The sequence below is a fragment of the Methylomonas montana genome (assembly GCF_030490285.1).
In the GTDB taxonomy this organism is placed as follows: Bacteria; Pseudomonadota; Gammaproteobacteria; order Methylococcales; family Methylomonadaceae; genus Methylomonas; species Methylomonas montana.
The window spans coordinates 2,042,105-2,054,866 of sequence record NZ_CP129884.1; the positions used below are offsets into that span (position 1 = coordinate 2,042,105).

Sequence of the window (12,762 nt, forward strand, 5' to 3'; positions counted from 1 at the left end):
AGGCTCAAAATGCAGCACACTCCATTACCCAAGTCCAGTTTGTTGCGTTGGGAAATCGGCATCGCCATGCTGATCAAAATCCTGTTGTTGATCGGCCTATGGTTTCTGATTTTTCGCTGGATGGATAAGCCAACCAGCAAACCTGACATTGCCGAGCATTTTGCCTTGCCTGCTGCACAACCCCAAAGTAACTCAGCTTTTTCTTCTCAATCAACCCAGGAGTCTCGACATGTTCGGTGATGATATTGTCATGCTATCCCGGATGCAGTTCGGTTTAACCGCGCTGTATCACTTTCTGTTCGTGCCGCTGACCTTAGGCATGACCTTTATCCTCGGCATCATGGAATCCGTTTATGTGATGACCGGCAAGGAAGTCTACAAGGACATGACCAAGTTCTGGGGCAAGTTGTTTGGCATCAACTTCGCGATGGGTGTTACCACCGGTCTGACGCTGGAATTCCAATTTGGCACCAACTGGGCCTATTACTCGCATTACGTCGGCGACATCTTCGGGCCGTTGTTGGCCAGCGAAGGCTGGATGGCGTTCTTCCTGGAATCGACCTTTGTCGGTTTGTTCTTCTTCGGTTGGGACAAGCTGACCAAGGTGCAGCATCTGGTGGTGACCTGGTTGCTGGCGGTGGGCACCAGTCTTTCGGCGTTGTGGATTCTGATCGCCAACGGCTGGATGCAGTATCCGGTCGGCGCCGAATTCAATTACGAAACCTTGCGCATGGAAATGACCAGTTTTGCGGACGTGTTTTTCAACCCGGTCGCTCAGGTCAAGTTCGTGCATACCGTCGCAGCGGGGTACGTCACCGGCTCTATGTTCGTACTGGGCATCAGCTCCTGGTATTTGCTGAACAAGCGCGACATCGGTTTTGCCAGACGTTCGTTTTCGATTGCTTCGGCGTTTGGTTTGGCGTCGGTGTTGTCGGTGATCGTGCTCGGCGACGAGAGTGGATATACCTCCGGCGAAACCCAAAAAATCAAGTTGGCGGCGATCGAATCGGAATGGGAAACCCATCCCGCACCGGCCGGATTTACCGTGTTTGGTTTCCCTGATCAGGAAAACGAGAAAACCGATTTCGCGATCAAGATTCCGTATGTACTGGGTTTAATCGCCACCCGTTCCATCGATGAAGATGTCAAAGGCCTGAAAGACTTGCGTGACGAGAGTGCCGTGCGAATTAAAAGCGGCATGGTGGCTTACGATAATTTGCAAAAGCTGCGCGCCGGCGATAAAAGCCCAACCATCAAACAACGCTTTGACGAACACAAAGCCGATCTGGGTTACGGCTTATTGTTGAAAAAATACACCGACAAAGTGGTCGATGCCGACGCCGCGACTATCGCCAAAGCGGCCAACGACACCATCCCCAAAGTCGCGCCGCTGTTCTGGACTTTCAGGATCATGGTGGCTTGCGGCTTCACCATGTTGTTCATCTTTGGCATGACGTTTTATTACTGTGCTACTCGCGTCGCCGATCAGAAGCGCTGGTTGCTGCGCATGGCGGTGTGGTGTATTCCCTTGCCCTGGATCGCCGCCGAAACAGGCTGGTTCGTTGCCGAAGTCGGCCGCCAACCCTGGACCATTTCCGGCGTATTGCCAACCCACATGAGCGTTTCCAGCCTCAGTGCCGATCAGCTCTGGTTCAGTATCGGCGGCTTTGCCTTGTTCTACACAGTATTGCTGGTCATCGAAATGTATCTGATGCTGAAGTACGTCCGGCTTGGCCCCAGCAGTTTACATACCGGCCGTTATTGCTTCGAACAACAGGCCGCACATTGACGGCGAGGAGATCATTATGAACTTTATATTTAAAGCGGTTTCGGTATGGCTATTCATTTTGGCGGCAACGACGGCCCATGCCGAATCGCCTGCCGATCCGACTCGACTGGATGAGGTGGCCGAGCGTGGCAGCCATGTGATGCCGTTTAGTCTGGAGAAGACCTTACATGTTTTTAATAAAACCGAGCATGGTGGCCTGCAGCAGGTGGTCGCCAAAGACGCCATTGATTATGAGCAAATTGGTTTGATCCGCCAACATTTGTTAGACATCAGCGAGCGCTTCAAACAAGGTGATTTTACCAAGCAACGCCGTATCCACGGCAATGATATGCCGGGTTTGGCGGAGCTGGCGGCTGCGAATGGTGCGGTGCGTTTTGAATATCGAGAATTGCCGAACGGTGCGGAAATCGAGTACAGCGCCGAACAGCCAGCGTTGGTCGGTGCAATCCATCGTTATTTCAATGCTCAACTCAGCGACCACGCTCGCCACGCAGTCGGCGGGCAAACTCACCACGATCATAAAATGGACGAATCCCATCAACAACATAAGCATCATCAGCTTATGCTAAAACCTGCTGATAGTAAGGAGTAAATCATGTTCGATTATGAAACCATCCGCCTGATCTGGTGGGTATTTATTGGTGTCGTCGGCATCGCCTTTGCATTGACTGAAGGTTTTGATTTTGGTGTCAGCACCTTGCTGCCGTTCATCGGTCAAAAAGACATTGAGCGTCGCGTGATCATCAACACCGTCGGTGCAACCTGGGAAGGCAATCAGGTCTGGCTGGTATTGCTGGGCGGCGCTATATTCGCGATTTGGCCGGCGGTCTATGCCACGCTGTTTTCCGGCTTGTATGTGGCCATGCTGCTGGTACTGTTTGCGCTGTTCTTTCGGCCGGCTGGTTTCGATTACCGGAGTAAGATCGAAGATCCGCGCTGGCGCAATGCCTGGGACTGGTGCCTGTTTTTGGGGGGAACCTTGCCGCCGATTCTACTTGGGGTGCTGGTCGGCAATCTGATCCTGGGATTGCCGTTTCATTTCGATCAAGATTTGCGGTCATTTTACGACGGCTCGTTCTGGGCTTTATTAAGTCCTTTTGCCTTGCTGTGCGGCGTGACAGGCCTGTTGCTAACCACCTTTCACGGTGCGTTATTTCTGAAATGGCGTAGTGAAGGCGTGATTCACGATCGTGCCGTGCTGGCCGTCGAAGCCCTGGGACCGATGCTGTTGACAGCACTGGCAGCCGCAACGCTGTGGGTATTTGTAAGCATAGACCGCCCCGAAATTATCCAGATGGCTGCGACTAATGCACCTTCCAATCCCTTGAATAAAACCGTGATCGGCAATGGTGCGGGTTGGTTGCAGCACTTTATGGCTTATCCGTGGATGTGGTTGGCCCCGTTGTTGGGATTCGCCGGGATTTCGTTGGCCTGGCTGTTAGGCAAGGGCGAATCGAGAGTGGGGGCATTTATGTTTAACAGCCTGGGGATTGCCGGTATTGCCCTCACTGTTGGCTTTGGCTTGTTTCCGTTCTTGCTGATTTCTAAAACCGATCCACGCTCCAGTCTGACTTTGTGGGACGGTAGTTCCAGCCATAGCACGATGCTATTGGCGTTCTGGATCACTATCGTATTTCTGCCTATTGTGCTGCTGTATACCCGCTGGGTTTACAAAATCATCTGGGGCAGCGTCACCGAAGCCAGTGTTTTAAACGACACTCACACACTTTACTGAGGAGAAACATCATGTGGTATTTCGCTTGGATACTCGGCGTCGGCTTCGCGGCGTCCTTTGCCATCATCAACGCCATGTGGCTGGAATCGGTGTGCGACATCGACACTCACGGCATCGATCAGTCTTGCGAAAGTTTGTCGAAAAATAAGGAAGGCGCCTAAGGTCGAAAAATGACAGCCGATAACGGGAGTAGGTGGCTGGGATCGTAAAGCCAGCCACCTTGGTTCAAGCCGGCTTGGGCTAATACTCCAACTTCAAGGAACCCATTGCCGAAAGCGGTGCGCCTACGTTGGCGGTTGGTATCCAAGAGGTCGAGCCGGTGTAATATTCCTTATCCAACAGATTGTAGACGTTGACTTGCGCGGTTAAACGGGTCTTTCCGATCGGTTGCACATACGCCGCCATCGCATCCAGACGGGCGTAACCGGGCAGCTGGAAGGTGTTGGCGGTATCGCCTTCGCGTTTGCCGACAACCACGCCGCCTAACCCGGCTTTGAAATGCTCGGTGAATTGATAAGTTCCCCACAAACTGGCTTGATGTTCGGGCACGTTCAGTAAGCGTTTACCTTCCGTGCTGTTGTTGTTTTTGTCGTTGGTGACTCTGGCATCGGTGTAGGCATAGGTGGTTACCAGGCTGAAGTCGTCGGTGACCTGGCCCTTGATATCCACTTCGATGCCCTGGCTGCGCGCCTCGCCGATCGCTACATTGTCCAAAGGATCATCGGGGGTGCTGAGATCCGCGGTCAGGAGATTGGTTTTTTTCAGGTGATAGTAGGCCACGGTCGACGACAGCCGCTTGTCGAAAAACTCGGTCTTGAAGCCTATTTCGTACTGTTCGGCCGATTGCGGCTTAAAGGTGCCGCCGGTCTCGGAGTTCCGGCCATTGTTACTGCCGAACGACTCGACGTAATTGCCGTAGACTGACAACCATTCCCAGGGCTGATAAAGGATGCCGACTCGGGGCGTAAATTTGTCTTCGTGCTGCATGCTGAACCCGTTCTTGGTCGCCTCCCAGGACGAGCCGCCGAAGCCGCCATAACCCGCCATGTCGTAACGGCCGCCGCCCATGATATGCAGTTTGTCCCAAATCGTAATTTGATCCTGGAAATATACCCCGTACCAGTCGTCCCGTTCACGCCAGAACCAATTGGGCGCGATGGCGTTTACCGCTGCGACATCAAGGGTATCGTAGCGGGGATTGTTGATATCGAAAGTGGAATTGATCGGATCTCCCCAATCGCTGGAGGCAAACATATTATCCGGCGCATCCTGATTGAAAAAGAACCAGTCACCACCCAGCAGCACGTTATGCTTCAATCCGTAGGTCTGGAATTTACCGGTCAAGTCCAAACTTGTCGAATAAGAGCGCCGGTTGGAGGTGCCGGTGATCACCTGGCGTCCCAAGGTATGGCCATCGGCGTCCAGTTTGCCGTTAGGTGCGGGGCCGCTGAATACGATGTCGGTTTCATCCCACTGGAATTTATGTTTTATCGCCCAATCGTCGTTGAATTTGAAACTCCAGTCGGCATAGACCAGGGTATTGTCCTGGCTGGGCCTGAAGGCCGGATCGCCGGTGAATAAATTCCGCCGCCCGCTGACCGGCCTGTTGCCTGATACCGGCACACCATAGTCGTCCATATAGTTATCGTGGCGTTTTTCGATGTCCAGATTGGCTTCGAAACGGTCATTCGGCCGCCATGTTAGCGAGGGTGCGATAAAAATCCGTTCATGCTCGACGACATCGCGATAGGAGTTGCCGGTGTCATAGGCGCCATTGAAACGGTAGAGCAGGGTTTTGTCTTTATCGAGCGGACCTGTTGCATCCACCGAGGTACGGTATTCGCTGTAAGAGCCGAATTGCTGTTGTAGCGCGTAGTAGGGAACAGCCAGTGGCTTCTTCGTGACGTAATTGACCATGCCGCCGGGCTGCAAGCGGCCGTAAAGCACGGCGGCCGGACCTTTCAAGACTTCTATCTGCTCCATGTTAGCAACGTCGAATTTTCCCATCGAGCGCCTAAAACCGTTACGGTAATTCTGTTCCATAGAATTAAAACCGCGAACGATGAAGCTTTCGTACATATCCGCAGTGCCGTATGCACGCTGTACACCGCTAACGTTATTCAAAACTGCATCCTCGAAACGAATCGCTTGTTGATCGTTCATGATAGATTTGGGAATAACCTGAATCGATGCCGGCGTATCCATGATGGCGATATTGGTTTTGGTTGCGGTCGTCGCATTGGGGGCCGCGTAGAGATCGTTGTAAGGATTATTGGTGTCGTAGACTTTGTTGCCGACCACGTTCACCGCCGGCAACGCCGTCGGCTCCTGTTTGTAATTCAGCTGCTGCCTCTCAATGACCACACTACCGTTCTCGGCGATGCGGTAACTCAGGCCACTGTTGCGCAACAACTGTTGCAGCGCCGCTTCCGGGGTATAGTTGCCGCTCAAGCCCTGGCTTTGCAAACCTTCGGCTATGCCTGCGTCGTAGACCAGTTGCAAACCGCCGGCTTCCGCTAACCGGTTGAGCGCGGTGGACAATGAGCCGGCAGGGATGGCGAATGAACGACTGGCGCTATCCGCGCTTGCTGCGCCCGAAACGGCCAGTGCCGCCGCCAAAACCAGCGTCGATGTGTGTCCCGCCAGGCCTAGCCCGCCGATAGATATGCTTTTCAAAGTCATGAATGTCCCTCTATATTGTTATTTTTTGACTAACATTGTTTTGACGCACGGCAGCCGCAAAACAGGAGCTGGCGAGGGATAAAAATTTCAAATTCTTAAGCCTGTTTGATTGGCAAATTTCATAATTTATAAAATGAGCCCTGAAAAGCCCCGCTACTAAAGGCAGGACTGGCGTGTAAGTGACTGATTTAATCCCTTGATCCCAACCTTCTCCTTTATGCACTTGAGGGTATGGAGGGAGAAGGCGATTTCTCTAATTTTTTGGAGGCTTCCTCAAATTATAAAAAACATTACCGGCGCTTCTTTCTATATCCCGCAGCCAATGCATGGTGGTTATAATGCCTAGTAACTCAGCTGGCCTGCCTTAACCAATTGCCATCCATCGAAACCGTTGGGTCGCGGTATCGAAATCATGGAGAAAGATTTTGATGATTAACAATGCATTTGATTTTTCCACGCGCGCCTCCATTCTTGTTGTTGATGACACAGCGGATAATTTGTCGTTGATGTCGGAATTGCTCAAGGACCTCTACAAAGTGAAGGTCGCCAACAGCGGCGAGAAAGCGCTCAAATATGTACAAGGCGACAGCAAGCCCGATTTGATCTTGCTCGACATCGTGATGCCTGGTTTATCCGGTTACGACGTGATTCGAGAACTTAAGTCCAACCCTTCAACACGGGACATTCCGGTCATTTTCCTTACCGCCATGAGTGCCATGGAAGACGAAAAAAAGGGCCTGGAAATGGGCGCAGCGGATTATGTCACAAAACCGATTTCGCCCCCTATCGTGCTAGCTAGGGTAAAAACCCAGTTGGAAAATAAGAAAATGGCGGATTTTCTGCGGGATCAAAACAGTTTTTTGGAAACCGAGGTCGCCCAACGTACCCGCGAATTGTCGGCGATTCAGAATGTGACGATACTGGCGATGACCTCGCTGGCGGAAACGCGTGACTCGGACACCGGCAACCATATCCGGCGGACGCAATTCTACGTAAAGGTATTGGCCGAGAAACTGCAGACGCATCCGCGGTTTGGTTATTTTCTAACCAATCAGACAATTGACATGCTGTTCAAGTCGGCTCCTCTTCACGACATCGGCAAGGTAGGCATTCCCGACCGAATTCTTCTGAAGCCCGGCAAGTTCACCGCAGAAGAGTTCGAAATCATGAAAACCCATACCATTATTGGGCGCAACGCCATTGAACAAGCCGAAAAACAATTGGGAATGCAAGTCGAATTCCTAACTCTCGCCAAAGAAATTGCCTACTCTCATCAGGAAAAATGGGACGGCAGTGGTTATCCGGAGGGGATTTCGGGTGACGACATTCCCATTTCGGCGCGGTTCATGGCGGTCGCCGATGTGTACGACGCGTTGATCAGTCGCCGCGTCTATAAAGAAGGGATGCCGCACGAACAAGCAGCAGCGATTATTGTCGACGGTAAAGGCAAACACTTCGATCCCGATGTCGTCGATGCTTTCGTCGACCTACAAGATGAATTCCGCGCCATTGCGGCACGTTTTGCGGATAGTGATGAGGACATGGCCGCTAAAGCTTTGCAACTTGAAGTATTGCAAGGCAATTCTGGCATGACGTCATAATGCGTAAGTCCCTGCCGCGAAAAGCATAAATCCCTTGTGTAGCAAACCCTACTGTTTCCTGCCGCTCGCAATACAGTATCGATAAGGATTCATCCATGCAAAAAATCTTAAGCTATATGGAACGCTTGGCGCTTGGCGCCAAGCTGTTTTTTGGGTTTGGTTTTGTCTTGTTGATAGCATTGTTTATCGGTATCCGCAGTTTTTACAGTTTGGTCGAAATCAACAAATCGGCCAAACAACTTTACGAAGATGATTTAGTCGGCATTTCCCATATCAAGGAAGCTAACCTTAATTTGATTTACATCGAACGCAGTTTGCGCCAGATGGCGCTGTCAACCAACTTGGCTCAACGGGAATCAGCGAAAAAATGGCTCGAATTAGCCCGTGTGACCCTGCAAAAAGAGTTTGATGAAGGGCGAAAAAACCTGTTGATTAGGGACAAAAACAACAAGCAGGTTCAAGAGTTTGATGTGCTTTATGGTCAATATCTTCGCAACGTCGATCAGGCGATAACGATGATTGAGGAAGAGACGCCGCATGCCGGCAGTCTGGTGGCGCAATATCTAGCGAGCGATGATTTTACGGCTATTGTGAATAGTGCCGATGACAAACTCGCGGAAGTAGCGCGCGACCAGGAAAAAAGTGCCTATGAACTCATGACATTGGCGTCGTCCTACCATAAGAAACTTCAGTTTCTTTCGATTCTTTTGATCACTGGCGGATTAATGGGCGGCGGCATGCTGGCATGGCTCATCACCTTATCTATCCAACGCCCTTTGGGTGATTTGCGTAAGAGTATTGAAGATATCGCCGCCGGGCGTCTCGATAAGGCGGTGCCACACCTGGACTACGACAACGAAATAGGCGGTATGGCGCAATCGATCGAGGTGTTGCAGCAAGGCGCGCAGAGCGCCATCATTGATCGCTGGATAAAGGAAAAGCTGTCTGAAATCGACCTGGCAGTACAATCAACTGCAAGCTACGCGGATTTTGGCAACACGCTAGCTTCCCGCCTGGCGCCCATCATGGATTTGGTCTATGCAGCCTTGTACATAGTCGATGCCAATCAAACGCAATTACAGCGTTTCGGCGGCTATGGCTGCGACGACGCCATTCATACCAAATGCTTCGATTTTGGTGTTGGCTTGGTCGGTCAAGCGGCGATGGATCACCGACAAATTTCTTTAGCCCTGGCAGGCGAAGATGGTGTCGGCGTTAGCATGGGCTTGGGCAAGATAACCGTACGCACCCTACTGATTTCTCCTATTCTCGACCGTGGCAAGGTATTGGCTGTTCTTGAAGTGGGTTCGCTGCATGCATTCGATAGCAAGCAGATGGCATTTTTCGACGCGCTGCTGCCGGCGATGGGGGAAAAGATTCAGATTCTCGCCGGTTACGTGGCTACGCGAGAATTGTTGGATAAAACACGGGCCCAAGCCGATGAGCTCGAAACCCAGAAATCCGCCCTGCTCGAACAGCGCGAAGCGATTGAAGCCAGCAAAGAAGTATTGGTACGAACCGAAGAGCGCACGCGCCTGATATTGGGCGCAGTGGGCGACGGCATCGTCGGTTTGGACACCGAAGGCAAGATAAGCTTTGCCAATCCTGCCGTATCAATCCAACTGGGATATTCCGACGACGAACTCATAGGGCAGGCGATGCACTCATTGCTGCATTATGCCTATCCCGATGGCCGAGACCTGCCCCGAGCTGAATGTTCAATGTATTTGACGTCTTGTGACGGCCAGCCGCGCAGGGTGGACGATGAAGTTCTCTGGCGCAAGGACGGGACGGCTCTGCCGGTTGAATATGCTACTACGCCTGTTTACAAGGACGATCAGCTTACCGGCGCGGTGATCGTGTTCCGCGATATTACGGAACGCCAGCAGGCAGAGGAAAAACTGCATCTGGCCAATTTCCTCGCCGATCAGGCACTGGATTTAACCAAATCAGGTTATTGGCATATGCCGTTGGACGGATCGGGTTGGTTCAACTCGTCGGAACGCGCCGCGAGACTCTTCGGAGACATTCCACGCGAGGGTTGGCGCTATCGAGTCAAGGAAGAATGGTTCGCCAATGTCGAGGCCGGCGACAAAATGGCTGCGGAAAAAACGCTTGAAAACTTCACGGCTGCGGTTGAAGGACGCATTCCCGAATACAACTCGATTTATGCCTACAAACGTCCGGTGGATGGCAGAATCGTCTGGATTCATGCACTCGGTCATGTGGTCAAAGATGCCAGTGGCAAACCGACCGACATGTATGGCGTTACCCAGGATATTACAGAAAGCAAGCTCAGTGAGATCGCCATTCAAGACGCCAAGCAAACCCTGGAAATTGCGCTTAAATCGGCCAAGATGGGCACCTGGAAATTTTTCCCTCTGGAAAACCGGCTGGAAGCCGATGAAGGAACCATTAGGCTTTATGGTCTTGACGATGTGGAATTGGACGGATCGAAAGGGCAGTGGTTCACGTTCATCGATCCCGATGATGCCAAGCGTGCCGACGCGATCATGCAGCATGCGATTGAAAATCAGATTAGCGATTACAAAACGCACTTCCGGGTGATCAAGCCCGATAAGGACGTTATGCATATCATGACTACAGGGAAATTTACTTATGACGATACCGGCAAGCCAATACTGGCCACTGGGATTGTTTGGGATATCTCCGACCTTAAGAAAATTGAAATCGAGTTGGAGGCTGCCAAGGAAATTGCCGAGAGCGCGACCAAGGCAAAGAGCGATTTCCTTGCCAATATGAGCCACGAGATTCGCACGCCGATGAATGCCATTATCGGCATGTCGCATCTGGCGCTAGAAACCGACCTCGACGCCAAGCAGCGCAATTACATCGAGAAAGTCGATTCCGCCGCCAAGAATTTGCTAGGTATCATCAACGACATTCTCGATTTTTCCAAGATCGAAGCCGGCAAGATGTCGATGGAAAAGACCGATTTCTATCTTGAAGATGTGATGGGAAATCTCGCCGACCTATCGGTCGTCAAGGCGCTGGATAAAGGGCTGGAATTGCTGTTCGATGTGGGAACCGATGTGCCCACCGCGCTGGTCGGTGATCCGCTGCGACTCGGGCAGATCATCGTCAATCTGGTGAATAACGCGATCAAGTTCACCGAGAAGGGCGAAATTACGGTGGGGATTCATAAGATAGCCGATGAACCGGACGGAGTGCGGTTGCGCTTCGATGTGCGTGATACGGGCATCGGCCTCACCGAGGAGCAACGTAACAAGTTATTCAATGCCTTTTCCCAAGCCGATGCCTCGACGACGCGTAAATACGGCGGTTCAGGACTGGGGCTGACCATCTGCAAAAATCTGGTGGAAATGATGGGCGGCGAAATCGGGGTTGAAAGCGACCCTGGAAAAGGCAGTACCTTCCACTTCACCGGAAAGTTTGGCGTGCAAAGTGAGCAACGTCACTTGTCGCTCAAGGCGGAAGACGTGCGCGGCACTCGTGTGCTGGTGGTGGACGATAACGCCAGCGCGCGGGAAATTTTGCAAACTATTTTGGTGTCGCTCAACTTTGATGTCACTGCCGTGAACGGTGGCGCACAAGCTATTGGCGAGCTGGAACAAGGGCATCTGGAACACCGTCCTTACGGACTGGTATTGATGGATTGGATGATGCCGGGCATGGATGGGGTGGAAACGATCAAACGCATTCAAGCCGATACCTATTTGCCCGAAATGCCCGCCTTTGTGATGGTCACCGCTTACAGTCGGGAAGAGTTGTTGCAAGAGCTGGAGGGAGTGCGAATTGACAGCGTGCTGGTTAAACCAGTGAGTCCATCCACCCTGCTGGACAGCATTCTTAGTGCGCTGGGCAAGGAAGTGGTATCGAGCACACGCAAACATGAAAAACAGGCCAGCTATCAAGAGGCCGCACGACTGGTGAAAGGCGCGCACTTGCTGCTGGTGGAAGACAATGTGGTGAATCAGGAACTGGCGCTGGAGATTTTGCAGGATGCCGGGCTAAAGGTGGATGTTGCCAACAACGGTGCAGAAGCAGTGGAAAAAGTGGCGCAGTTCAACTATGACGGCGTGCTGATGGATTGCCAAATGCCGGTGATGGACGGCTTTGATGCGACACGCAAGATCAGGCAGGATATGCGCTTCGCCGATCTGCCAATACTGGCGATGACCGCCAACGCGATGGCGGGTGACAAGGAAAAATGCGAGGAAAGCGGCATGAACGATCACATCGCCAAGCCGATTGATGTCGCACAACTGCTCCTCACTTTGGCGCAATGGATCAAACCCAAACAAGCCGATGTGCAGCCGGAATCCTTTAAAAAAGAATCGCCCGTAGAAGGTCTGCCTGCCATTCCGGGATTGGATATTGACAATGCCCTGGCGCGAATGGGCGGTAGCGTCAAAATGCTGCGCAAAATGCTTTCACGTTTCCATGAAACCCAGACCGATGCGATGGCGCGTATCAAAGCAGCGCTTGATAACCACGATGTTGAAACAGCCATGCGCGAGGCGCATACCCTTAAAGGCTTGGCAGGCAATATTGGTGCAAACGAGATGGCGCTGCAGGCGGGGTTGGTCGAGGACATGTTAAAAGGCGGTGAAACAGAAGGTCTTGTTGATGCGCTTCAGGCGATGGAGCTAGAACTCACCGGTCAGTTGGCCCATATTTCGGCGGCATTGCCTGCGTCGAAGACAGCAAAGGTAGTATCGCCTGACGCAACCTCCATTGAAGTCGACAAAGACGCACTGGCGATTGAATTGCGTCAACTTGCTGCATTGCTGGCCGATCTCGATTCTAGCGCTGGCGCAATGCTGGAAAAACTCTCCCCCCAATTGGACGCATTGGGACAAGGACCGTCGGCGAGAAAGCTGATAAAACTGGTAGCTGAGTATGAGTTTGACGATGCGCTGGAATGTATGCAGGAAATCGCACGCATGCTGGGAGTGACAATGTAATCGTTA

The 12,762-nt window shown here is 52.0% G+C and carries 8 protein-coding genes; 7 read left to right on the forward strand and 1 reads right to left on the reverse strand.

What is annotated here, in order from left to right:
• The first annotated feature begins 9 nt into the window (after positions 1-9).
• Genes QZJ86_RS09505 through cydX form a run of 5 tightly spaced genes read left to right on the forward strand, consistent with a single transcriptional unit; the run spans position 10 to position 3,685 of the window.
• Positions 10-240 (forward strand): hypothetical protein, encoded by a 231-nt coding sequence (locus QZJ86_RS09505; protein WP_301938462.1) that lies wholly within the window; start codon positions 10-12, stop codon positions 238-240.
• Entirely contained in the window at positions 230-1,789 is a 1,560-nt protein-coding gene (locus tag QZJ86_RS09510; RefSeq protein ID WP_301938464.1) for a cytochrome ubiquinol oxidase subunit I, read from the forward strand. The genes QZJ86_RS09505 and QZJ86_RS09510 overlap by 11 nt, the downstream gene beginning before the upstream one ends.
• Before the next feature lie 16 nt (positions 1,790-1,805).
• A complete protein-coding gene (locus tag QZJ86_RS09515) occupies positions 1,806-2,381 on the forward strand; it encodes an aspartate carbamoyltransferase (protein WP_301938465.1) in 576 nt (191 codons plus the stop codon).
• Between the two features lie 3 nt (positions 2,382-2,384).
• Positions 2,385-3,524, forward strand: a complete 1,140-nt coding sequence (cydB, locus tag QZJ86_RS09520; RefSeq protein WP_301938467.1) for a cytochrome d ubiquinol oxidase subunit II — start codon at positions 2,385-2,387, stop codon at positions 3,522-3,524.
• 11 nt (positions 3,525-3,535) lie between these two features.
• Positions 3,536-3,685 (forward strand): cytochrome bd-I oxidase subunit CydX, encoded by a 150-nt coding sequence (cydX, locus tag QZJ86_RS09525; protein ID WP_301938468.1) that lies wholly within the window; start codon positions 3,536-3,538, stop codon positions 3,683-3,685.
• A gap of 79 nt (positions 3,686-3,764) precedes the next feature.
• Here cydX and QZJ86_RS09530 read toward each other — a convergent pair whose 3' ends face one another.
• The gene (locus QZJ86_RS09530) at positions 3,765-6,206 is read right to left on the reverse strand and encodes a TonB-dependent siderophore receptor (protein WP_301938470.1); all 2,442 of its coding nucleotides are present in this window, start codon (positions 6,204-6,206) and stop codon (positions 3,765-3,767) included.
• Positions 6,207-6,634: 428 nt separating this feature from the next.
• Here QZJ86_RS09530 and QZJ86_RS09535 point away from each other — a divergent pair, with 428 nt between their 5' ends.
• Together QZJ86_RS09535 and QZJ86_RS09540 are read left to right on the forward strand one after the other, a co-directional pair.
• The gene (locus QZJ86_RS09535) at positions 6,635-7,807 is read left to right on the forward strand and encodes a response regulator (RefSeq protein ID WP_301938471.1); all 1,173 of its coding nucleotides are present in this window, start codon (positions 6,635-6,637) and stop codon (positions 7,805-7,807) included.
• Positions 7,808-7,902: 95 nt separating this feature from the next.
• A complete protein-coding gene (locus QZJ86_RS09540) occupies positions 7,903-12,756 on the forward strand; it encodes a response regulator (protein WP_301938473.1) in 4,854 nt (1,617 codons plus the stop codon).
• The last annotated feature ends 6 nt before the right edge of the window (positions 12,757-12,762 follow it).

Bases quoted from the DNA above. Each gene is read 5' to 3' on its own strand.
- QZJ86_RS09535 (WP_301938471.1), top strand. From the start codon at position 6,635: ATGATTAACAATGCATTTGATTTTTCCACGCGCGCCTCCATTCTTGTT.
- QZJ86_RS09530 (WP_301938470.1), bottom strand. From the start codon at position 6,206: ATGACTTTGAAAAGCATATCTATCGGCGGGCTAGGCCTGGCGGGACAC.
- QZJ86_RS09540 (WP_301938473.1), top strand. From the start codon at position 7,903: ATGCAAAAAATCTTAAGCTATATGGAACGCTTGGCGCTTGGCGCCAAG.
- QZJ86_RS09505 (WP_301938462.1), top strand. From the start codon at position 10: ATGCAGCACACTCCATTACCCAAGTCCAGTTTGTTGCGTTGGGAAATC.
- QZJ86_RS09510 (WP_301938464.1), top strand. From the start codon at position 230: ATGTTCGGTGATGATATTGTCATGCTATCCCGGATGCAGTTCGGTTTA.
- cydX (WP_301938468.1), top strand. From the start codon at position 3,536: ATGTGGTATTTCGCTTGGATACTCGGCGTCGGCTTCGCGGCGTCCTTT.
- QZJ86_RS09515 (WP_301938465.1), top strand. From the start codon at position 1,806: ATGAACTTTATATTTAAAGCGGTTTCGGTATGGCTATTCATTTTGGCG.
- cydB (WP_301938467.1), top strand. From the start codon at position 2,385: ATGTTCGATTATGAAACCATCCGCCTGATCTGGTGGGTATTTATTGGT.